The organism is Micromonospora sp. B006 (genome assembly GCF_003408515.1).
In the GTDB taxonomy this organism is placed as follows: Bacteria; Actinomycetota; Actinomycetes; order Mycobacteriales; family Micromonosporaceae; genus Micromonospora; species Micromonospora echinospora_A.
The window spans coordinates 6,166,078-6,188,785 of sequence record NZ_CP030865.1; the positions used below are offsets into that span (position 1 = coordinate 6,166,078).

The window sequence follows — 22,708 nt, forward strand, 5'->3', positions numbered from 1 at the left end:
TCACTCCGGGCTGGGGTAGACGCCGGGCATGTGGCGGTAGGGCGGGCGGATGGGGTTGCTCGACGCCAGCGGCGTGCGCCGGACCGGGGCGGCTCTGAGTCGGCCCAGGTTGCGGGTCATTCCCTGCAGGGCCACCGTTCGCAGGACGACGCCGCCGATGCCGACGCTGCGGCCCTGCTGGCCGGAGAACCGCCGCACCAGGCTCGGAACCTTGACCGTCATCCACAGCACGACGACCACGAGCAGCAGGTTCAGGGTGTCGGAGCCAGGCAGGCCGAGCAGGACCGGCAGGTTCCCCCGCGGATCGATCACCAGGTTGACGCCGGCCGAGAAGGTGACCGCCTGGATCGTCGGGGTGGCCAGACAGCCCAGCACCGACCGCCACCACAACTGCGCGACCCGCTCTGTCCAAGGGGTCGCGTGGCACGCCAAGGCCACCGGCGCGACACCGGCCAACACGACCAGCGCCGCGATGCGGGTCAGCCAGCCGCCGACGAGCAGGAACATCAGCACCACGATCAGCAGCCCGATGATCAGCATCAGCAGGCCTGAACTCGGGTCACCCACCGCGGAAGCGAGCCGCGCCTTGACGAACGTGACCGCCTCGGTCGTCGGGGCGTCCACGCCGGCAAGCGACGTGGTCAACGCGTTCGCCACCTCGATGAGCACGCCGGTCAACGGAACCGCGAACGCCGACAGCACGAACCCGACCACGAGCCGCGGCACGAGCTGCTTGACCGTGTAGCGGGTCTCGACGGTGTCGCCCAGCATGACCGCGGCGCCCGCGGCGATGATCGCGAGGATGAAGCAGGCGTCGACCACGAGGGCGCTTTTCCCGGCGATCGACTGCACCTGCGGCAGCCCTGTCACATCCGGCGCCACGAAGATCGAGGACGTCAGGAAGGCCAGCAGGCCACCGAGAAGATCGATTACTCGCTCGGCGAGCCAGCGGACCAGATCGTTCATCACCCAGGTGGTCATCCTCAGCCGCCGAGGATGCCCTGCAACACCTGCAGGATCACCGGGGCCAACACCGCCAAGGCGTAGCCGACCAACGCAGATTTGAAGTTGCCCTTGGCCTGCTCGACCTGGGCCGGGTCACCGCCGGCGGCCATGTAACGCAGACCTCCGATGACCAGGAACATCGTCGCGACCAGTGCGATGATGCCCATGATCCAGCCGGTGATGTTGGAGATGACCTGATTGATGGAATTGACCGCTACCGGCTGTGGCGCGGCGGCGATCTCCGACAGGACAGACAGCTTCAGGTGCATGACGGCACTCCAGAACGGTTCTGTGTGCCGCCCGGCGGGGACCTCGGGGAGGGACCGGTGTGGGTCGGTGGGGGCGCTCCTCCCTCGCGGTCTAGCGCAGGGATCGCGGTGTCAGTACGCCGCGCCGGCCATGCCGAACTCACCTCAGACCCGCCACGCGAACGACCTCCGCCGGGCGGACATGCCATGGAAGGCATGCATCGCCCAGAACTGCGCTGTTAGACAGATCGAACCCGGCTGCCGCCTGTCACGCCCTGACACGACCAGTCAGTGAGCGGACGACGACTCGATCCTTGGCCCTGCTCGGGCCAGCCGGGGCGGCACCTCGAAGCTCAGCCACAGGCACGGCGCAACACACTTCGGCCATCCCCACTCCCGGCCTGCAGGCGCGGCAGCACCAGTCCTCTGCCGCACCCGTCGTCGGGCGTCTCGACCCGATGTCCGTCCCCGGGGAGCACCAGCTCCCTCCGTCCAGCGGAGAAGGAGCACGGTGACTGTGGCACGGGTTCACCCCACGATGCCGACGGGAGACCGCGCGGGACCGGGACGCAGTGACCGCCAGGTCGGCAGTGCGCTCGCCAGCACCGCCAGGAGCAGGCAGAGGCCCACCACCCCGCCGACCACGAACCACGGCAGCACCAGGTCGACCGGTACGCCGGCCTGCTCGGCGAGGCCGGCACGGATGCTCAGCAGACCGACGAACGCGACAGCCCCTCCGAGCAGTGCACCGATCAGCACCACCAGGGCGGACTCGGCCGTGACCAGCCAGATGACCTGCCTTCGGGTCGCACCGGCCAACCGGATCAGCCGCAGGTCCGCCACCCGGCCGGCGGCGGCCATCAGCAACGTGTTCGCCACCGCGACAGCCCCGTAGCCGGCCGAGACACCGATCAGTAGCAGCGTGAAGAGCCAGACGAGGCGGTCCTCGGCGCGGTCCGCCTCGGCCGCCCACCCGGGCACGTCGACGATCCGTGCTCCGATTGGAGGATCGATCCGGTCCTCAACGTACACCGTGGAGGTGAGCGCCGAGGGGTCGTGTGCCCGCACCACGGATCGGGGCAGTAGCAGGTCGCCGGGGATCGAGTCGTCGGTGACGACCGCGACGACGCGCAGCGACACCAGCTCCCCATCGGCGAAGACCAGCGCGTACGGCTCGGCCGGCTGCCGGTTCGCCGAGGCGGGGAGCACCACCGTGTCGTCGCCGCTCAGGTCGTTCAGTGAACCGGCGACGACGGTGAGCGCCCGGTTCGCGGCGGCGAAGCCCGCCGGGTCCACGCCGAGCGCGGTCAGTGGCCGGTTCGCCGGCGGCGAGTTCGGGTCGCTCTCGTAGACCGTCGTCGGGAGGAGGGCGGTGCCCCGGGTTGCCGCAACGGCCTGGTCCGACAGGCCTGGTGCGCGGTCGGGCACGACGATCCAGCCGGCGTTGACGTTGTCGGCCCGGCCCGCCGCGTAGGCAGCCGTGGTGGTCCGCACCATTCCGGCGACAAGCACCGCGAACGCAACAGTGAGCAGCACCGGGGCGGCGATCGAAGCGGTCCGCCGGGTCGCGGTCGACACCCCGGCCCGGACCAGCATCCCGATCGCGCCACCCGGTCGGCGCACCGGCCACCGCAACATCCGCACCAGCGGGCCGACGACCGCCGGAGCAAGCACTGTGGCACCGGCCACCAGGGCCATCACCGCGTACAGGGCGTACTGCGCCGCGACGCGGGCCTCGCCGGCGGTCGCCGTCCCGACGCTGAGAGCGCCCCCCACCGCGACGAGCAGCGCGCCGGTGGCGATGCGCAGCCGCCCGATCGGTCGCTGCTCGACCGCGGCATCGCGCAACGCCTCAAGCGGTCGGACCCGGGCCGCCCGGCGCGAGGCCGACCAGACTGCCAGCAGCGAGATCACCGGCCCGGCGACGAGCGAGAGCGCGACCGGCCAGTGCTCGTACCCGACCTTGAAGGTCGACGGTTCGAAGCCGGTGTCGACGAGGAGCCGACCCAGCAGCGGTGCGAGCCCGCCGCCCACCAGCAGGCCGGCGATCCCGCCCGCGGCGCCGACGACGAGCGCCTCGCCGTACACCATGCGGCGGACCTGACGCCCGGTGGCGCCGACGGCGCGCAGCAGGCCCAGCTCACGGCGGCGCTGCGCGACGGTGAACGCGAAGGTGGAGGCGACCACGAACACCGTGACGAAGCCGGCGAGGGCTGCCGTGGCGGTGAGCACCTGCATGCCGATCCAGCGGGTGCGGGCGTCGTTGCGGGGCTCCAGGGCGCCACGCGCGTCGCCGGTCAGAACCGATCCGTCCGCGCCGACGATTCCGCGAGCCGCCGTGGCGACCCGCTCGGGGTCCGCGCCCGCCGCGAGCACCAGCCCGATGGCCCGGACGCCGGGCGCGAGCGTGGCGGCCACCTCGTCGGCGACATGGACGCCGGGCCCGTCGACCAGGCCGGTAACGGTGTACGGCTGCGGGCCTGCCGCCGTCAGCAGGGTCACCGGCACGCCGGGGCGCAGCCCGAGTGCACGGTCCACCACCACCTCGCCGGGCCTGCGGGGCGGCTCGCCGGCGGTGAGGCGCAGTCCACCGAGTCGGGCGCTGGCCCAGCCGTGCCCCTGGTGGGCGTCCTCCCGCCGTCCATCGGTGCCCGAGGGGCGACCGTCGACGAGCGGCTGCGCGTAGAAGGTCCGGTCCGGCACGGCCGCCGCGACACCGGGCAGGGCGGCCAGCCGGCCGACGAGCTTCGCCGTCGTGGTGGCGGACCAGGGCCGCGTCGGCACGAACGAGTCCGGCGATGCGCCCGCTTCGGGGCTCTGCACGACGACCGCCGCCCGCGCGAGCCGATCCGGCACCTGCGGGCGCCCGGAGGCGAGAAGCAGGGTGGCCGCCGCGACCAGCGTGACCCCGATGGCCACGGCCACGAACGCGCTGACCGACCGCCTGATGCTCAACACGACGGCCCCGCAGACGCGGCCGCGTGCTCGGACGGGCGGGCTTCCCGCTCGGCGATCCGCGCGGCGACCACCGCCGCGGTGATCTCGCCGTCCATCTCGTCGACGACGCGGCCGTCGGCGAGCAGCAGGACCCGATCGGCGTACGCGGCGGCGGCGGGATCGTGGGTCACCATCACGACGGTCTGCCCCTGGTCGTCGACCAGTGCGCGCAGCAGTCGGAGCACCTGCCGGGACGCCGCGCTGTCCAGCGCGCCGGTCGGCTCGTCGGCGAAGACCACCGCCGGGCGGGTGATCAACGCCCGGGCCACCGCGACGCGCTGCTGCTCGCCACCGGACAGCTCACCCGGCCGGTGCCCGGCCCGGTCAGCCAGCCCCACGGCGTCGAGCGCGGCGGCGACGTCCCGGGCCGGCGGGCGGCGGCCGGCCAGGCGCAGCGGCAACTCGACGTTCTGCGCCGTGGTCAGGGTGGTCACCAGGTTGAACGCCTGGAACACGAATCCGATCCGATCGCGGCGCAGCCGGGTCAGCTCGTCCTCACCCAGGTCGTCGAGGCGGGTGCCGTCGATGGTGACGGTCCCCTCGGCCGGGCGGTCCAGCCCTGCCGCGCAGTGCAGCAGGGTGGACTTGCCCGAGCCCGAGGGGCCCATCACCGCCGTGAACGTGCCGCTCGCGAAGCCGGTCGTCACGCCGTCGAGCGCCGTCACCCGCCGGGTCCCGGTGCCGTACACCGCGCGTAGCCCCGTCAGGGTCACCGTGTGTGTGGTCATGGCCGCCACGGTGCCCGGTGTGCGGGGTGCGCGCGTCGTGCCGGCGTGGACACTTTCCGGCCCTCCGCCGGGTGGAGGCGGAGAGCCGGAATCACCGGTACGTCGTCCTCCGGGATGACCGCCCGCAGGTGGACGCATCGGACCCGGCCGGCCGATACCGTCGTGCGGGTGACAGCTCCCCTGCTGACCCGGCGGCTGCGGCCGGTGGACCTGTACGTCGTGGACGCCGTGCTCGCCGTGGCGGTCGGCGGGCTGCTCTGCCCGTACGCGGCCCTGGAATCACCGCTGCACGGTGGCGTACGCGAGCCGCTCTGGGTGTCCGTGCTCGTCGGGACGTCTCTCGGGCTGCCGTTGGCCGTCCGGCGACGGTGGCCGGTCCCCGTCGCCGTCATGATCAGCGGCAGCACCGCAGCCGCCCTAGTCACCGGCGTGATCCCCAACTTCGCCGCTGCCGCGCCGGCGGTCGCCGTCGGTCTGTCCTTCTACACGGTGGGCGCGTCGACAGCCACCCGCCGGTCGCTGCTCAGCGCCGCCGGTTGTCTCGCTCTGGTGAGCGTCGCGCTGGCGCTGACCGCTGGTGATCTCTGGTCGCGGACCGGTGCCGTCGTCTACGCCGCCGTCATGATCGCGCCCGCCTGGGCGATCGGCTGGTTGGTCCGTGAGCGACGCGCCCTCGCCGCCCGGCAGGGTGAGCATGTGGTCCGGCAGGCCGTCGCCGAGGAGCGGTTACGGGTGGCGAGGGAACTGCACGACGTGGTCGCCCACACCTTGAGCCTCATCGTGGTGAAGGCGGCAGTCGCCAACCACGTCGCCGAGACCGACCCCCGCGAGGCGGGGGCCGCACTGCGGGTGATCGAGGAGACCGGCCGCAACGCGCTCACCGATGTACGCCGGGTGCTCGGCATACTGCGTGAGGACACCCCGTACGCCCCGGTGCCCGGGCTGGACGAGCTGCCCGTGCTCGCCCGGCAGGCGGCGATCGGTGGGGTGGACGTTCGGCTCGACGTACGGCGGGAGGAACCGGCCGGCGCGGTGCCAAAGTCGGTGGGACTGACGGTGTACCGGATCGTGCAGGAGGCGGTGACCAACGTGGTGAAACACGCGGCGCCGGCCGCCTGCCGGGCGACGGTGACCGTCACGCCTCGCGAGGTCCGGGTCGAGGTGACCGACGACGGCCGCCGGCCTGTGCTGTCCGGCGGGACGGGGCACGGGCTGATCGGCATGCGGGAACGGGTGACGTCGCACGGAGGTGAGTTCCACGCCGGGCCACGCTCCGGCGGCGGCTACGCGGTGACGGCGCGCGTGCCCTATCGGGTGGCCGCGTGATCCGGGTGCTGATCGCCGACGACCAGGCGCTGCTGCGCGGCAGTTTCCGGCTGTTGGTCGATTCGACGCCGGACTTCACCACTGTCGGCGAGGCGGGCACCGGCGTGGAAGCTGTGGCGCTGGCCGCCGAGCACCGGCCGGACGTGGTGCTGATGGACGTGCGGATGCCGGAGATGGACGGCATCGAGGCGACCCGGCGGATCTGCGGCGACCCCGCCATCGCCGGCACCCGAGTCGTCATCCTGACCACGTTCGACCTGGACGAGTACGTCTACGGGGCACTGCGGGCCGGAGCCAGCGGGTTCCTGCTCAAGGACACCCCGCCGGCGGAACTACTGGCCGGCATCCGGGTGGTGGCCGCCGGAGAAGGGCTGCTCGCGCCGACGGTGACCCGGCGGCTCATCGACGAGTTCGCCCGTCGGCCCGAACCGGCCCGGCCGCTGCCACCACGGCTGGACGGGGTGACCGAGCGGGAACGTGAGGTGCTCACGCTGATCGGCCGGGGCCTGTCCAACGCGGAGTTGGCCACGCACCTCGGTCTCAGCCTGGCCACCGTGAAGACGCACGTCGGGCGCTTGCTGACCAAACTGGCGGTACGCGATCGGGCGCAACTGGTCATCGTCGCCTACGAAACGGGTCTGGTCGAGCCTGGCCGCCTGCGCTGAGAGCATCGCCCCTCTGCACCGGCCCGAGTACGGAGACCGACGGGGACGGAACGAGGAGCAGGTGCGCGGATCCGCCTACCGTGCCGAAGAGGCGCGCCTCGGTTCCTTGCGGTTTTCACGCCGTGGCGCTCCGCCCCCGGAGGGTTCGACGGCCATGGTCAGTGCTTCTGAGCTCGGTACCCGGAAGGAATCGGGCCGGACAGGTCGCCCCGGCTGACAGCGGCGGCCACGAGGTGCTCGGCACGACGCCGGCGCATCCGCAGTGCAGGTGCGGTCACCCCTTGCTCGCCGGCCAAGTGCTCGATCAGGGCGTCGCCGAAACGGGTCGCGCTGATCAGCTCGGCGGTGTCGGGGGTGATCAGGCCAGCGGCAGCTGCCCGGCCGAGCAGCAGGTCAGGATGCCCATAGGGCATTCTGGGTGTCCGCGAGCCGGTAGCGAGGTCGGGTGGCAATTCCTCACCATCGTCGACCTTGACGACCGCGACTGCGGCGCGCCAGGCAGCCCAGCACAACCGGAGCCATAACCGAGGCGGCGCCAGGTCTGCGGTGCGGAGAGCGTCAAGGAAACCAGCGAGGACTTCGGAGTCCACATCGTCGGCGTGCCTCCGACTGCCGCGGCTGATCCTTGCCGCAAGGTGCGTCAGCGCCGGGAGCGCGACGCCGATCGCGCCTACGACCCAGGCCGGCCCCCACTCGCGGGCGTGGTGGGCCAACTGTCGCCACAGCACGTCGGTGGTGTCGCTGCTGTGATGCTCGCCCAGCAGCAACGTGCGTAGCTCGTCCAGCGGCAGTGGCCGGTCCGGCAGGCCCGGTACCGGACGGGCGTCGAACATCAGCGGTGCGGGTTCGCAGGTCAGCAGCTCGAACGCCTTCTCGGCGGTGCTCAACGCCGTGTGGGTCGGCATTGCATGCGTCGTTGGTGCCACGGTGAGGTCCCCTCGACCGGAGGACGTCGCCTGGTGCGACGTTCCCGAGGCCCTCGATTGGGACAGCTCAGCCTGACACCAGAGTCGGTTGTCAGGGTCGGACGGGTCGTGTCCGACCCTGTCAGGCCCACACCGGTCAGAGCGGGTCGACCTGCTGACCTGGCGCCGCTTGCCGCCGGGGTGATGGGTCCTGTCAGACCGGGGGTGGTTCGATCGGCCTGTCAGCGCGGCCCTGGGAATCGTCAGTACGTCCGCCGGTCTGGGGGCCACCGTGCCTATGACCGACAAGAATCCACGTCGCGCACCCGATCCTGTAGGGGATGTGGTGCCCGGCGACCCGCCCGTGCCGATCACCGTGTGGCCGGTCCCCGCGCCGCAGGCGGGGGAGACCATGTCCAACGCGATGGGCGTGCGGCTGGTCCACAATCTCAGCCACTCATCCGATCTGATCATCGACTTGACGGTGGGGCCGCAGTTGGCCCGCGCGATTATCGGCACGCAGCGCCGTGCCCATCTGACCCTGGCGGGTCCTGGAGAGCGGGGCCCGGAACCGGCGACGCTGATCGTGTCCGGCTGGCCGCCCCACGAGGCCGCCGCGCCGGAAGAGTTCTTCACCCGCTGCCGTGCGAGTTTGCTGCCTGGTGGCTGTGTCGCGGTGCTGCTGCCGCACGACGACGTTGCCCTGCCTGTCGACGTGGTCGTCGCCGCCAAGCGGAGCGGACTGATGTATCTGCAGCACGTCGTGGCGGCTGACCGACCGCCCCGGCGTGGCCTGCGCACGCACCTCGACATCCACACCGACGTGCTGATCCTGACCCGAGGCACCACGCAGCGCGGCGACGGCCATGGGTGACTCGCTTCCGATCACCTCGGTGTGGCTGACCTGCCAGATACCCGCCCGTGACCAGCGGCGCGGCCGGTACATTCCGACGACGTCGAGCCATCCGGCCAAGATGCTGCCCCACGCGGCTGCTCATGCCATCGCCACCTACAGCCGGCCGGGGGATCTGGTTTTCGACCCGATGTGCGGGGTCGGGACCACCCTGGTCGAGGCCATGCACCTCGGCCGTCATGGACTCGGCATCGACATCGAACCCCGCTACACCGCCATCGCCGAGGCCAACATCGCTCTTGCCACGGGGCAAAACGCCCCCGGAACCGCGCGGGTGTTCACCGGCGACGCCACCGGACTGCTCGACCTGGTGCCCGCAACCATCGTCGGCCAAGTTTCGCTCGTGCTCACCTCGCCGCCCTACGGACGCGGCACTCACGGACTGGTCCAGACGACGAGCGCCGGCGTGCGCAAGCGACACCACCACTACGGGGACCGGCACAGCGGCAACCTCGCCTACGGTGGTTGGTCGCGTCTGCTCGATGGGTTCGCCACGATCCTCGCCGCCAGCTACCGGCTTCTGCGCCCCGGCGGGATCGTCGTGATCACCTGCCGGCCGGTGCGCCGCCAGCGCGACGACCTGATAGATCTGCCTGGCGAGCTGCTCGCCGTCGCCCGGTCGGTCGGGCTGATCCCGGTGCAGCGGTGCGCGGCGATGCTCGCCGCTGTCCGCGACGGGCAGATCGTCCACCGGGCCAACATGTTCGTGCTGTTGGCTGTGCGCCGCGCCCGCGACGACGGCATTCCCATGCACTTGATCGCGCACGAGGACGTCCTCGTGCTACGGCGTCCATAGACGCCTTTGTTGGCGCTGCCGCCGAGCTGCCGGCACCGCGGCGGCTGGGCTGTCAGGACCTGACAGATAGCCAGGTCTGACACGTCGGGCCCTGTCTCCGGGAGCCCGAATAGCCTCAGGGCTCCTTCTCTTCTCTTCCTCTCGCGCTCGTCTGACGCGTCCGCGACGGCATCGCGCCCACCGCTCCCGGTCGGCCGCCACCGCCAGCCTCAGAACGCCGCAATCCGTCAAGCCCGCTCGTGTCTTCGGCGATCAGGCGCTCCATCCATCGGTCAGGCGGCCACCACTCGGGTGGCCGCCGCTGCCGTCTGTCACGAGCCGGACGCCGACGCCGGCACCACCTGTCAGCAGGGCTACGCACCCCGCTCGCCCGCATGCCGTCGGCAATCCCATCCCCTCGAACCGAGTCACATCGTGGAGGTCATCGTGTCGTCACCCGAGAACAAAGTGACAGTCCGCTCGCCGGCCGATCTGGCCGCTGCAGTGCCCTATCTCATCGGCTTTCATCCCAGCGAAGGCAGCGTCGTCGTCATCGCCTGCGACGACCGACGGATCGTCTTCGCCGCTCGCGGTGACCTGCCGACCGGTGCAGAGCACGCACACCAGCTGGACGCCCTCGCCGATCAGTTCATCCCCGTCGTGCAGCGGCAACAACCGCTCACCCACGTGGTGATCATCGGCTACGGTACGCCGGACCCCATCGACCCGGCGCTGCGCGCCCTCAGCGACGCCTTCGCCGCCGCCGGACTGCCCGTCGTCGACTTGCTGCGGATCGCTGGGGATCGCCTGTTCAGCCTTATCTGCGCTAATCCTGCCTGCTGCCCGCCCCAGGGAACCCCGTTCGACCCCATCGCATCAACGGTTGCGGTCCGGGCGACCATCGCGGGCGTCGTGGTTCGACCCGACCGGGCGTCGGTCGCTGGCCAGATCACGCCGGTGCGCGGCGCCGCGCGCGACGCCATCCAACGGGCCAGCCGCGAGGCGCGCATCCGACTGGAGGCATTGCACGTGGTCGGCGGCACCGCGATGTATGAGGCCGGTGAGCGGGCAGTCCGCGACGCGCTACGTCGACACGACGCGGGAGCGCGACTCACCGATGACGAGGTGGCGTGGCTGACCACATTGCTGGTCGACCGGGATATCCGGGACGTCGCCGTCGGCCTCACCGAGCCACACAGCCGGCACGTCGACTTCTGGGCTGACATCACCCGCCGCGCCGACGAGCCGCTCGTACCGGCACCGGCCACCCTGCTCGCCGTCACCGCCTGGCGCTGCGGCGACGGCGTCCTCGCCGCCATGGCCGCCGAACACGCCCTCCACATCGACAGCACCTACCAGTTCGCCGAGACGGTCCTTCACGCCCTACAGGCCGGGGTGCCCCCGACCGTCATCGAGGAGGCCCTCGCCGACGCCGACTCCGAACCGCTCGCCCTGCCCGACGACCCGATGGAACAGGAGTAACGATCATGGATCCCGTTCGCGCCATCCTGCTGGCCCTCGCCCGCCGAGCAGAAGAAGCCCGGCTGTCCTGGAATGCCGAGCGTGCTGCTCTGCGCGCCCGCGGCGAAACACCCACCCACGGCAACTCGTGGCCTTACAGCGTCCAAGCCGACCTCTGCCTGATCACCGCCATCACCGCAGCCGACCTGCCCGCGAACTTCCGTCTCTACGACACCTCGCTGTCCCGAGACCCCCTCGCCGCAGCCGCGCAACTCCGCGAGGTTGCCTCCGCCTACGACCACAGCGGCCCGATCGAGGCCGAACACGAAGCAGCCCGGCTGGCGTACAAGCAGGCCTTCGCCGAACCGCTCACCCCACAGGAACAGCACTACGTCGAACTGCTCGCCGATCTTCCCGCCGCACGCCGAGACAAGGTCATCGAGGCGGCGGAGGAACGTCTCCGACACCGTCCGGCTTGAGCCCCAGCTCGCCGCGACGCCTGCCGCCCGGGAGGTCAGTCTCCCGTCGCGCCTATCGCAGTACGCGCGTGACAGGCCCGAGCAGCGCCAGCCTTTCCGCAGGGGTCAAGAGCGGGGGAGCGCGGCACCGGAGAACTAGTGCCGCTGGCGGTCTCCGGGTGAGCCTTTGCGGCTTGCGGGTCGTCGTAGGCGTGGACTCGGCAACGTCGCGAGATCTCCGCGAAAGGAACCCATGAGCCTCTACACCCTGATACCCAAGCCGGGCTTTGACCGGTACACGATCCAGGTCGGCTGGAGCCCACACCGCACCTACGTCGCCACCCTCGTCGACTTCACCTGGGACCCGGTGACCGAACCCGATCGGCAACCCGCCGTCATCCACCTCGGCCGGGTCGAGACCATTCTCGACCCGGCCGAAGTGCTCTCGGCCTTTGAGCCCTACGCCGACATCCCCGCCGAGCTCCCGGCCAGGCTCCGCGCCGACCAGGCCAAACACCCGGTACGCCGCTGACACCATCTCGCGACCAGTCACGAGGTGACTGGCTGCTGTCGTATCTGCAGTGCGGTTCGACGTGCCGCTGTCCGGCGCCGCCGGCCTGGCCCTGGCCCGAACGCTCTCGGCACCAGTGCCGCGATTCCTGCAGCAAGAACCGAAACTGGCCCGCCACTGGCGGGCCGTCGTCGTATCAGGATCCGGGACGCGCCGCCTACGAAACGTCCGCGTCCCGGGTTCTCCCGAAAGGAGGACCCCAGTGTCCCGACCACTGCTCATGATCGCCACCGCCGTGGTGGCCTACGTCCTGGGCCGGCTCACCGCCTGGCCGACCATCCACCGCCTACGCCACCAACTCGCCGACACCCACCGCTCGATGCTCTACGACCCGCTCACCGGCATGCTCAACCGCGCCGGCCTCCGCGCCGTCCACGCCGCCCTCGCCGACGAGCCCTCCGCCCAGCCGATCATCGTCGCCCTGATCGACCTCGACGACTTCAAGCACGTCAACGACACCCACGGTCACGACCACGGCGATGAACTCCTCATTGCCATCGGCGACCGCATCGCCGACCTCGCCGCCGTCCACGGGGGCGCCGCCGCACGGCTCGCCGGCGACGAATACGCCGTCCTCCTACCCACCCGCGCTGGCGAACCGGACCGCATCGCCGACGCGCTCGCGACGATCATCGCCGAGCCCGTCGCCCTCGGCACCGACGAGCACTCTGTCACCGCCAGCATCGGCCTGGCCCTCGTCGAAGCCACCGATCCGCTCACCGACGTCGCGCTCCACCGGGCCGACGTCGCCATGTACCACGCCAAACGCAACGGGCGGAACCGATACGCCACCTACCAGCCAGGCATGACCATGCCACCCGCGCCCCACCGCCGCGGACCACGCCTGCGCGACCGCCGACGCCCGATCGACGGAGCCCCAGCATGACCACCCCACTCGAAGAGATGGCCTGCCGCACCTGCCTGGTCCCGCTCAACACCCTCGGCACACCACCCACCCACGTCCACCCGGTCCACCTCGCCACCGACGGACACACCCCCGAGCCCGTCCCGGTCAGCCAACTCGCCACCGTCCGCCGGACCTGCGACTTCTGCGGCGACCCCTACCCGATCTGGACGCTGCACGGCGCAAACGTCACCGCCGTCGCCATCGGCTCCACCGCCACCGTCGTGCAGAACTTCGGCGAGACGTGGGCAGCATGCGCCACCTGCCAAACCCACATCGACGACAGCCGCCCAGACCTGGTCGTCGACCGCGCCGTCCAAGCCCTCGACGTCCGCACCAACCCGGAAGTACGAGGGCGCATCCAGGAACTGCACCTGGCATTCCTCGACGCCCGCCTCCCCGACCGCACGCTCCTCACCACAACCCCCTGGCCAGCGGCATCCATCGCAGCGAAGGACCTGCCCAAGGTGCGCGACCGGCTCACCCACCTCTACCGAGGCAACGACCACCTGCCCGCTGCGCTCGGACTTACCGAAACACGCGCCCAGGTCGCTGACGGACTCGACCAGTCGCGCCTGTACTGGATCGACGACGACTTCACCGACCTCGCCGAACACGCCGCCACGCAGCTCACCGCCCTCACCATCGGCCACGACCTCGGCCCGCCGGCCAACGTACTCATCACCTGGTCGCGGCCCGTGACCCAACACCAGATCACCGCCGCCTCCTGGACCTTGGCCAACGACGGCTGGCAGGTGGTCCTCTACCGCGCCATCGGGGCCGGACTCGACGGCAAACCTCTGCAACGGCTCCGGGAGCAAGTCGGCTGGCTCGTACCCATGACGGCCGCCCACCTCACCGAGCAACATCTGATCGATGCCGACCACCCCGCAGCCGCCCTGTTCGCTACATGGCTGCTGATCACTCAGAAGGCCGCAGAGGTCGACGTCGCGAGAGTCGACAAAACCATCGCCAAGGCCTATGCCCGTACGAAGCGGGACCAACCAGAGGTGCGCATCGTGCGGATCCGCGGCCGCCGCAGCCCGAGCGACGCAGCAGAGACGACGCCGGGGGAGCAAGGGCGGCGTCAGAGTAGCCGGTTCTGGGTTTCCGGCCACTGGCGCAACCAAGCCCACGGCCCAGGCCGATCGCTTCGCCGCCCGGTCTACATCAATCCATTCCTGAAGGGGCCAGCCGAGTCGCCGGTGAAGAGCAGTACCACCGTTCGCATGCTCAGCAGCCACAAACCGCAGGGTGAGGAGGGGACACCACGACCAGCGTGACCTGATGCCAGTGGTGACAGGGGCCTCGTCCCCTGTCACCACTATCAGCAAGAGCTCAGCTCTGCGTACAGTCGCCTCCACGGAGACCATCGGCCGACACTCACCATGCACTGAGCCGGCGAAAAGCCAAGGACGCGCGCCGGTTGCCTGCCGGTGCAGCAAACCCTCCCTCACCTTGCAACCGAGCGGCGGATCAACTCATTGGCGCTCTCATCAGCTTCTGCCGCCCACTTCGTGCCGCCACCGAACGGTTGGTAGGCGAGCTTTGCTGGCAGGGTCGTGCGGAGGTTGACGCCTTCGACAACGGAGATCTGCCACTCGCCGCGTGTGTCGCCTGGCCGGGCGGTCATCCACGGACCGACTGGCACCCACGAACCTGTGCTGGGGTTGTACAGGCCGACCGAGTTCTCAGCTAGAGGGATGTCGCTGGTTATCTCGGTACTCGGCAGCACCGGACCGGTACCAGTCACGTGGAACGCGGTAACCCGATACCGTTTGGCGTCGAAGCGCAGGCCCTGAGCGATCATCACGGTGCGGTCCGGGATATGACGTAAGGCTGTCGCGAACTGCTCCAGCAATGGATCCACTTCGTCGAGCATGCGGGTCACCTCGTCGTTGGGGCGCTCGGAGTTGTGACTGACCACGTTGCGACCGGTTTTCACGACGGCGAGCGCGTCCAGATCCAGACTGCGGATGACCTGCCCCGCATAAGAGTCCTGTGCCAGCCGCGATTCGAGCACCTTCAGCAGTTCAACACGTTTGCCCAGCATCATCTGAGATGCGAGTGCCGGCCGTGGCACTCGTGCGTCCGGGTGGCCGCCCACGAGTTCGCCGATCCCTACCGCGCTGATGAAGCGGAGTGCGTCCTCCAAGGCCGCATGGCCTGCCCGCACTCGCAGGTTGGCCACCATCTCCGACTCGTAACGCTGCAGGCCGAGTGCCACCGGTAGTGGTAGATGCTGAAGGTCGCTGCGGCTGTGCCGGCGGAGATGAGACAGGACCTCCTCGACGACGGCAGCAAGTTTCTCTGCCGCGTCCGCCTTGGTCACGTACTTGAAGGCGCCCGCATTGAGTGCATCGATTGCCTGGTCGAAGCTGCCCTCACCGGAAAGCACAACAACCGGCACTCGGCGGCCTTCATCCTTCATACGCCCAAGCAGCCACAGCCCACCCCAGGGCTCGGGTGGCATCTGCAGGTCGGTGACCACGATGTCGTAGTGCTCGGTGCTGAGCCTGGTCAGGGCGCTTTCACCATCGTGCGCGATCTCTACCCGGGCGATTGACTCAAGGTGCCCGGCCATCGTTCGAGCGACGTTCTCTTGGTCATCCACGAGCAACACCCTGACCGTGCGGCGGGACGCAGCCCTCACCTGCGGGCTCGTCGCCGATCGTCGCTCCGGTAGGCCGCCTATAACCTCCTCGCGCGGCAGGTCGATGACCCACCGTTGGCCATGCGCGGCCGGGTCGTCGGAGATCGTGGCACCCAGCCGACGTAGGTCCATGCGGACCAGCCACAGCCCCATGCCTGAGCCGTGTTCCTTGGTGGTTGTGACCGTTTCGTCACGCCAGAATGTCTCGCGAATCTCGGCGGGCAGCCCTGGGCCGTCGTCGTGAACGATGAGGAATACATGACCTGGCTCGGTGTACCAGTCGACGATGATCTGGCCACCATTCGGCATCGCCTCGACGGCATTCTTGACGAGATTGTCTAGAACCCCCCGCAGCAGCGACGCCGAGAACGCCACCTCACACTGGCCGGAGTTGGCGGGCGCGATCAGGCGTACATTGGCCCTGTCTCTGAGCTCTAGGACCTTGGCGGCGCAGTACTCATCAAGCCAGCGGCCCAACTCGACTGTCTCTTCGTCGGCATCCGCCAGCGCTCGGTTGGTGCGATCCAGGTGGTTGGCCAATTGGAGGGCCGCTTCGTGGTGCCGGGCGGCATCGGCGAGCCGGTGGAAGCGGGTCACCCGTTCGGTGGCCAGCGCAGCCTTCTGCGCGACGTCCTCCATGCCGATCAGCTCATTTTTCAGCCTGTGCAGGACGTTCGCCAAGATCTCGATGCCGTCCTGGTCCTGGCAGCCGTCCGCGAGGCTGCCGGCGGCAGCAAAGGACCGGTCGGCAGGCCCAGGGGAGTAGGCGGCGCTGATCGTGTGCGTGTCGGGTCCAGCAACCACCTCAAGGCCAGGCGCCGTCTCGGCGAGTAGGCCGACCAAGGTACGGACACGGTGGGCTGCGTCCGGGGCTGTCGTGACACATTCAAGCTGCACGCCGTCGGAAGCCCGCCGGAAATCGACCGTTCCGACGGAGGCGTTGGAGAATTCGCGGAGCAGCTCACTGATGGCAGCAGCATCAACCGCGGAGAGGAGTGAAGTCGACTCGGGGCCCTGCACTGGCCACGAGCCGGACAGCTGATTCACCGTCTTCTGCTCCCGGGCGGCACCAGCCCGTAGCGCTCCGGCCACCGCCAGGAGGAGCTCCCACTGGGGTGCCCCGCGAACCACGACGTTGCCTTCCGGGTCGAGATTCCGTACCCAGGCCGCTAAGTCCCGCAAGGCGTCCTCTAGCCTCGGCCGCGATCGTGCCTTGACCACGCTCCCGTAAGCGGCCACCAGATCGTTGAAGACCTCGTCGTCCATCGGGCCGACAAGCGAGTCAACTTCCTTCGCCCAGTTGAGGAAGTCGCGGAGGCTGCCGTCCGAGGCGGCCAGCAGGCCCAATCCCAGAACTCCGTCTTCTACACAGCGTCGAAGGTCACGGCCACGAAGCATCGACAGGCGCCGAGCCAGGTGGCGCAGAAGTAGCATGCTCTCCTCACGCTCCGCGGCTGTTCCGCCAGACGCCGGAAAGTCTGATCTCAGGGTGAAGAGCTGGTACAACTGCTCTGCGGCCAGCCGTGTGGCCTCCTTCCTCCCGGGAGTCGGAGGACCGGTGCGAACGATCTCGATCTCGCCGATACGAAGAGTCAGGGTCGCGGTGAAGCGCGAGTCGTGCGCCGGGCCGGCGGAGGTATAGCTCGGGGAGATTTCGCCGCCGAAGGCGGTACAGAGGCGCTGCAGCCGGCTCAGCTCGTCGAGTTCCCGCGCGCGGGTCTCCCGCAATATCCAACCTCGCAGCGTCTCCGGGAGGCCGGCTTCACCGAAGCGCCAGGCGACCGCCACGATCGCCTGGAAGGCTTCCGCCTTCATTCGGGGTTTGCATTCGGCCTCGCCGCGCCCGCGAAGCACGGCCGACTCCGCCACGAGGCGGTCGAACATGTCGACATAACAACGCTCCGGAAGCGAATGGATCGCACCGTCCTCCGGTTCGGGCTTGAGCGTGCGGCGCAGCAGGTCGCGGGTGAACTCCGCCGCCGACACCGCCCTGACGACGAAGGACCCGTGGTTGGCCAAGAGCTCATAGTCTCTCTGCCGGGCCTGGCGGACCAACGGCTGATTCTCGTAAGTCCATGACTTATGCGTGAGAGCTTGCTGCAAGTAGGCCTTGTGCTCTGCAGCGAGCCGGAGTGTGGCGGCTAGTTCTGTGATTGTGCGTTCCTGTAGGCCATCCGCTGATGCGAAGCGACGGGGCGCCTCGGTGAGCCGCGAGATTGAGCGGTCACCGAGGCGCGCGACGACCTCGCCGTAGAGGCCCACGTTGCGCAAGTAATCCTGGGCCGCTAGGTGCCTCGCGCCGGTTCGTTTCGGGGAGTCACCACGCCCACGTCGTCCCCGGTTGTCGACGATTTCCCGTGTGAACGTCCGGTCGTGGTCCGGGCCCTCTTCATCGTCCCGAATTCTGAGCTGTTGAACGGGCACGAGCCGGGCCAGCTCACCCCACCAGTCGATGCCTTCCGTGAGCACCTGCTGGAGTGCCTGCTCGTAGACCTCCGTCACCAGCCGCCTGACGGTGGTGTAGCCGCCGAGGAGCACCACCACGCCGAGGGCTTGGTGCATGACGTCCTCAGCCAGGCGCGACGTGGTCCGGCGATTAGGCTCTTCGCCTCTGCCCAGGTTCATGGACTCGGCGACGGCCAGGCTGTCGGCGACCTGCTTGGCAATGCAGCCGGGCATGTGTGCAACGAGATGGTTCTGCTTGCCGACCTTGTCGGGACGAGTGCGCTCCACCACCAGGTCGGCTCCCGCGAGCGCCAGATGGGTGGCCCCTACCTTGCCTAGCAAAGCCAGTGCAGCAACCGAGATCGGCGGCCGGTCGAACTCGTACAGGTAGGTGGAGTGACAGGCCGCGAGCCGTAACCACCGTGCCCGCAGCGGGTCATCGCCTACCCGCCAGCTGCGCTTGCCGAGTTCGGCCACGAGCGGGCTACCGAGCGGCACGTCATCCGCCGTAGCGGGCAGGCTGGGAAGAGAGGCGAGGGCGGATCGGGGCATGCCGGCGGTGTCCTCCAGGTAACGAAAAGTTCGGGCAACTCTAGCCGGACCGCATGACACAAGGGACGGTCGTAAGTCGTTGAGCCGTGCGTAAGCTGGTCGACAACGGCGCAGGGTGAAGCTGCCAGTCAAGTTGTACGCGCATATTTCCAGGAACCGGGGCCGCGCCGTGCGAGGCGGAGTTGGCGTCGTGAGTTCGGGGGGCCACGGCCGAGGGCGAGACCTGCGACCTATTCGTCACAGCCGTAGCCGTCATTGTTCCGATCAAGCTTGTAGATGTCATAGCCGATCACCTTCACCGGACCCTTCACGTAGGCAGGTCCGTTGCCGCTGCCCCCCGCGCAGTCCACGTCGCTCGCGATCGGTACGCAGCCCTGGTAGTTCAAGTCGCAGTTCTTCGTCCCGACTGCAACGACCTCGGTAACTGGCTTCGTCGTGACCTGCGTCTTGACCACCTTCCTTGCTGTCTCTACCCCGTCGATGACAGTTACCTGGTACCTGAGTGTCCTGGTGCCTTCCACGCCGCGTGTCCGTAACTTCGTGATGCCTTTCGGCATCGACGAATCCTTGACCTTCTTGGTCCGGTATGGGACTGGCTCAGTAGCGGTGACGGTCAAGGTTTCCACCACGGCGCGGCTTGGTGTGACGGCGGGCGACGACTTGGCGGCATCCGTCGCAGCGATCCTGGTTGCGCCACTCGTAGTGGATGCCGGTGCGGGCGCCGGTCCTCTTGCTATCTCGCCGTCGGTGACCGCGTCTACGGCTACTGCGCCGAACCCGAGCACCGCCAAGATCGTGGCGCTGACAATGATTGACCTTAGATTCCCGCCGCGCTGTTGATGGTCGTGGGTGCTCACGTTGGTTAGTGTGGCGGACCACCGCCAGAAGCGTCCGGCCTCGGCGAGCATAATGGGACGCGTTCGTCCGGTGATATGATCATGGCCGCCCCGGCGGGCGGTCGCTTTCAAAGGTCGAGTGGCACAAGGCAAGAAAATTCGAGAGGCGCTTCTCTGCCCAGCTTGGGAGCCGGCCACGGCCGAGGCCGCTGTTCAGCACGAATTCCGCGAGCTGCACTGCCTGGCGGTGGCTAATGCCTGCCGCCATACCCTGGTGGCGGAGGATCTCCCGAGCGACTCGAGCATCGCCCCAGGCGGCGCAGTTTGCGACCAGAGTCGAAGCGAGACGTAGCAGTGGCGCATCCGCTGTTCCGCCGGCCGCGTCGATTAGCGTCATACCGAGGCGAGCCTGGAAGATGGCGAGAGGCTTCGCTGGCTGCATTCTGAGGTAACCGTCCACCGCAAGCCTCAGCTGTCCCTCGGAAGACCTGTCACACAGGTAGGCCAGGCATGCGGTGACCGCGTCCTCCCAGGGTTCGCCAGGGGCGGTCTCCGCGACCATCGAGCGGGCCAACACGATGTGGCCAGCCGCCAGGTGGGCGATCATCGCTACCTGGCGCCCATCGAGCATCCGTTGGCCGATGCCGTGATGTCGCTTGAGATGTTCATGCGCCTCGCTCCACCGGCCCGCGCTGGCCAGCGCACGGGCACCCTCTGCGACGAGCACGCTCCACAGCCATCGCCTGACCTCGCGGTGGTCGTCCTCACCGCGAGTCAGCCGGCTCGCCGGCAGGGCCTGGCCGTCGATCATCGCGTCCGTCCGTGACGACACTGCCTCGAAGAGACTCGTGAGGAGTCGAAGGGCGGCGTCGCCGTCGCGGTCGCGAATATGCAGCCGAGCGAGATTGACCAAGGGCTCCAGCGCGTGGCGTGCCGCCTGCGCGTCCAGAGGAACGGCCCGCAGGTACGGGGCGGCATGCTCGTGGCACCACCGACGGGCCAGATCCGGCTGGCCGCAGTCCGAGGCGAGGAGAGCGGCCTGGTTGTAGGCGGCCGAGGCCGCGGCTCGGTCGTCCTCTCGGGCGGCGCGTTCCGCCAACGCGCACAGATCGTCGATGCGGGCGGCCAACGGTCCGGCGATGGGCCGTGGTCGCGCGACCAGTGGGAAGCGCCGAAACAGCGCGCTGTCCGACTCCACGGTCACTGCCAGGTGACGGTGATGGGGTGCTGCGGCCGGGGAAGGAAGAAGCGTCCGGCCGAGGGGTCCGCCTCGACGGGAGCGTCGGGGATCTCGAAGCGGACCCGCCGGGAGCGATAGGTGGCATTCCAGACGCGGATCTCCTCGCTGACGAGAGCCGCGAGACCTGCGCCGTCCGGGCCGTGACCGATGACGCCTACCTCGTACAGTCTGCTGTCGCCGGGTCTGGTCGGCGTTGGCCTGATGGTGAGGTAGGCGAGGTCGGCGCCGCGGGTGGTAGCCATCGCGCCCCACGGGAACATCGGGGTGACGGCGCCGCGTTCGATGGCTGCGGGTTGGACGTTCATGCGCATGATGGCGTTGTCGAGCCGGCAGGCCAGCCAGAGGTCCATCCACTCGTACGGCACCATCGGCGGGAAGAACACGTTGGTCCAGATCCTGCGCCGCTCGGTGTCCAGCACGCCGGCCAGTGCCGCGGCGTCGACGTCCTGTTCCTTGTGCACCTGCAGGATCACGTCCTGCTCCAGTGCGATCGGCACCTGCCGGCGGGCGTCGCCGCCGATGCCGCGCAGCGGCATGAAGACGGCCAGCTCGCTGCCCTGGTCGCGCCACCCGCCGTCGTACCGCTCGAAGATGATCGAGCGGGAGGCGGCGCCACGCAGGCGCAGCGGTACGACGAGTCGCCCGTCCGGGGCGAGCTGCTCCAGCCAGGCAGTCGGGGTTTCGTAGGCGCCGACGGTGGCGATGATCCGGTCGTAGGGTGCGCCGTCGGGGCAGCCGAGCGCTCCGTCGCCGAGGATGACGTCCACGTTCGTGACGCCCACAGTGGCAAGGTGTTTGCGGGCCCCGTCGACGAGGTCCTCGTCGACGTCGAGGGTGACGACGCGTCCGTTGTCGCCGGTGAGGGCGGCGAGCAGGGCGGCGTTGTAGCCGGTGCCGGCGCCGGCTTCCATGACCCGGTGGCCGGGTCGTACGTCGAGTTGTTCGAGCATCATTGCCACGATCCGTGGCTGTGAGGCGGCGCTGATGGAGGCGCCTCGGCCGTCGGTCTTGGTGTAGACGGGAGCATCGGCGTACGCCTGCTTCAGCGGTACGCCGGGTAGGAACAGGTGCCGCGGGGTGGCGCGGATGGCGGCCTCGACGCCGGGCGTGCGGATGATGTTTTCGGCGCGCAGTCCGTCGGTGAGCGCGGCGCGCAGGTCGGCGGGGTCGCTGGTCACTCGATCGACGCTAGTGCTCGTGGGCGTGGGTTCTGCGATCGACACGGTGCTCCTCGTGGTGTGGTGGAAGACGTTGCGGACCGCGAGCGCGGCGAGGGTGGACTGGTCCTGAACGGACAGGCCAAGTCGGTTGGCGTGGAAGATGACGTGGTGTGCGATGACGGCGCGCAGCCCTCGTCGAAGGCGGCCGTGTCGGGCGAGGTCGGCGAGCGCCTGCCCGGCGGTTGCGAAGGCGTCGAGCCATGGGCTGAGCCCTACGAGCGGTCCGTCTGTCTTCGCGAGGCTGTGGGCGTCGACGGTCATGAGCCGGTTGATCGCTCGGGCCAGTTCGGCGGCGGCCTGCTCTGGCACTGCGAGGCCGGGGGAGGGCCGCAGGTCGGCGACCTTCGCCCAGGTGTCGCCCTGCTCGTACCAGTCCAGACCGGCGCCGCGCATCAGGACGCTGCACAGCAGCACGGCGAGCTCTCGCCTTCCCAGCGTGGTGGCGGGAGGAAGTCCGAGTAGCACGTGTCGGCTGTCCTGATGAAACAGCTCGTGGGCTACCTGCATGCCGGCCGACCCGCCGAAGGCCAGGGTCTCCGGTTCGTAGACGCCTCGGGTCCAGTTGGTGATTCGGTCCTGGCCCGCGAGTGTCTCCAGCAGATCCTCCACGCGGTGGGAGGTCGGGTCGTCGGCAAGGTAGCGCCACCGCCAGGTGGGGTACTTCCGGACGTACCACCAGCCGTGCAGCACGCTCTCGTTCTGTGCGGCGGCCAGCGCCGGGGCCAGGACGGAGGCGGCGACGTCCTCGGCTGCGGTGGGGTCGGGGAACTCGACGGTGTACTGCCGCCAGCCGGGCATTGGCATTC

At 69.4% G+C, this 22,708-nt stretch carries 18 protein-coding genes; 9 read left to right on the forward strand and 9 right to left on the reverse strand.

Going from position 1 to position 22,708, the window contains the following annotated elements; translation table 11 throughout:
- From MicB006_RS27720 to MicB006_RS27735, 4 genes are all read right to left on the reverse strand, one after another.
- A complete protein-coding gene (locus MicB006_RS27720; RefSeq protein ID WP_104113271.1) occupies positions 1 to 981 on the reverse strand; it encodes a conjugal transfer protein TrbL family protein in 981 nt (326 codons plus the stop codon).
- A gap of 2 nt (positions 982 to 983) precedes the next feature.
- Positions 984 to 1,274, reverse strand: coding sequence for a pilin (locus MicB006_RS27725; protein ID WP_104113272.1), 291 nt, complete (start codon positions 1,272 to 1,274; stop codon positions 984 to 986).
- 507 nt (positions 1,275 to 1,781) lie between these two features.
- Entirely contained in the window at positions 1,782 to 4,211 is a 2,430-nt protein-coding gene (locus tag MicB006_RS27730; RefSeq protein WP_116510044.1) for an FtsX-like permease family protein, read from the reverse strand.
- Positions 4,205 to 4,978, reverse strand: a complete 774-nt coding sequence (locus tag MicB006_RS27735; protein ID WP_192900150.1) for an ABC transporter ATP-binding protein — start codon at positions 4,976 to 4,978, stop codon at positions 4,205 to 4,207. The genes MicB006_RS27730 and MicB006_RS27735 overlap by 7 nt, the downstream gene beginning before the upstream one ends.
- A gap of 168 nt (positions 4,979 to 5,146) precedes the next feature.
- On the opposite strand from MicB006_RS27735, the gene MicB006_RS27740 reads away from it, so the two are divergent.
- The gene (locus tag MicB006_RS27740; protein WP_225980529.1) at positions 5,147 to 6,304 is read left to right on the forward strand and encodes a sensor histidine kinase; all 1,158 of its coding nucleotides are present in this window, start codon (positions 5,147 to 5,149) and stop codon (positions 6,302 to 6,304) included.
- Positions 6,301 to 6,969: a response regulator transcription factor gene (locus MicB006_RS27745; protein WP_104113275.1), complete on the forward strand. Its 669-nt coding sequence runs from the start codon at positions 6,301 to 6,303 to the stop codon at positions 6,967 to 6,969. The genes MicB006_RS27740 and MicB006_RS27745 overlap by 4 nt, the downstream gene beginning before the upstream one ends.
- Before the next feature lie 158 nt (positions 6,970 to 7,127).
- Here the strand turns inward: MicB006_RS27745 and MicB006_RS27750 are convergent, their stop codons facing one another.
- A complete protein-coding gene (locus tag MicB006_RS27750; RefSeq protein ID WP_225980530.1) occupies positions 7,128 to 7,856 on the reverse strand; it encodes a hypothetical protein in 729 nt (242 codons plus the stop codon).
- A gap of 316 nt (positions 7,857 to 8,172) precedes the next feature.
- On the opposite strand from MicB006_RS27750, the gene MicB006_RS27755 reads away from it, so the two are divergent.
- The 7 genes from MicB006_RS27755 to MicB006_RS27785 all read left to right on the forward strand — a co-directional run bounded on the left by MicB006_RS27755 (position 8,173) and on the right by MicB006_RS27785 (position 14,239).
- Positions 8,173 to 8,748: a hypothetical protein gene (locus tag MicB006_RS27755; protein ID WP_225980531.1), complete on the forward strand. Its 576-nt coding sequence runs from the start codon at positions 8,173 to 8,175 to the stop codon at positions 8,746 to 8,748.
- On the forward strand, positions 8,741 to 9,583 hold the full coding sequence (locus tag MicB006_RS27760; protein WP_091424747.1) for a TRM11 family methyltransferase: 843 nt from the start codon (positions 8,741 to 8,743) through the stop codon (positions 9,581 to 9,583). Before MicB006_RS27755 ends, MicB006_RS27760 begins: the two co-directional genes overlap by 8 nt.
- A gap of 414 nt (positions 9,584 to 9,997) precedes the next feature.
- Positions 9,998 to 11,044, forward strand: coding sequence for a DUF4192 domain-containing protein (locus tag MicB006_RS27765; protein ID WP_225980532.1), 1,047 nt, complete (start codon positions 9,998 to 10,000; stop codon positions 11,042 to 11,044).
- Positions 11,045 to 11,049: 5 nt separating this feature from the next.
- A complete protein-coding gene (locus tag MicB006_RS27770; protein WP_116510048.1) occupies positions 11,050 to 11,502 on the forward strand; it encodes a hypothetical protein in 453 nt (150 codons plus the stop codon).
- Positions 11,503 to 11,734: 232 nt separating this feature from the next.
- Entirely contained in the window at positions 11,735 to 12,013 is a 279-nt protein-coding gene (locus MicB006_RS27775) for a hypothetical protein (protein WP_116510050.1), read from the forward strand.
- A gap of 241 nt (positions 12,014 to 12,254) precedes the next feature.
- Entirely contained in the window at positions 12,255 to 12,938 is a 684-nt protein-coding gene (locus MicB006_RS27780; protein ID WP_152037893.1) for a GGDEF domain-containing protein, read from the forward strand.
- Positions 12,935 to 14,239, forward strand: a complete 1,305-nt coding sequence (locus MicB006_RS27785) for a hypothetical protein (RefSeq protein WP_152037894.1) — start codon at positions 12,935 to 12,937, stop codon at positions 14,237 to 14,239. The genes MicB006_RS27780 and MicB006_RS27785 overlap by 4 nt, the downstream gene beginning before the upstream one ends.
- A 170-nt stretch (positions 14,240 to 14,409) precedes the next feature.
- On the opposite strand, the gene MicB006_RS27790 is transcribed toward MicB006_RS27785, so the two are convergent.
- The 4 genes from MicB006_RS27790 to fxlM all read right to left on the reverse strand — a co-directional run bounded on the left by MicB006_RS27790 (position 14,410) and on the right by fxlM (position 22,706).
- Positions 14,410 to 18,552: a response regulator gene (locus MicB006_RS27790; RefSeq protein ID WP_161565961.1), complete on the reverse strand. Its 4,143-nt coding sequence runs from the start codon at positions 18,550 to 18,552 to the stop codon at positions 14,410 to 14,412.
- Between the two features lie 284 nt (positions 18,553 to 18,836).
- The gene (locus MicB006_RS32520) at positions 18,837 to 19,463 is read right to left on the reverse strand and encodes a G5 domain-containing protein (RefSeq protein WP_225980533.1); all 627 of its coding nucleotides are present in this window, start codon (positions 19,461 to 19,463) and stop codon (positions 18,837 to 18,839) included.
- Positions 19,464 to 19,542: 79 nt separating this feature from the next.
- Complete coding sequence (locus tag MicB006_RS27800) at positions 19,543 to 20,646, reverse strand: hypothetical protein (RefSeq protein WP_116510057.1); 1,104 nt, start codon at positions 20,644 to 20,646, stop codon at positions 19,543 to 19,545.
- A complete protein-coding gene (gene fxlM / locus MicB006_RS27805; RefSeq protein WP_116510059.1) occupies positions 20,643 to 22,706 on the reverse strand; it encodes a methyltransferase, FxLD system in 2,064 nt (687 codons plus the stop codon). The genes MicB006_RS27800 and fxlM overlap by 4 nt, the downstream gene beginning before the upstream one ends.
- Positions 22,707 to 22,708 lie beyond the last annotated feature (2 nt).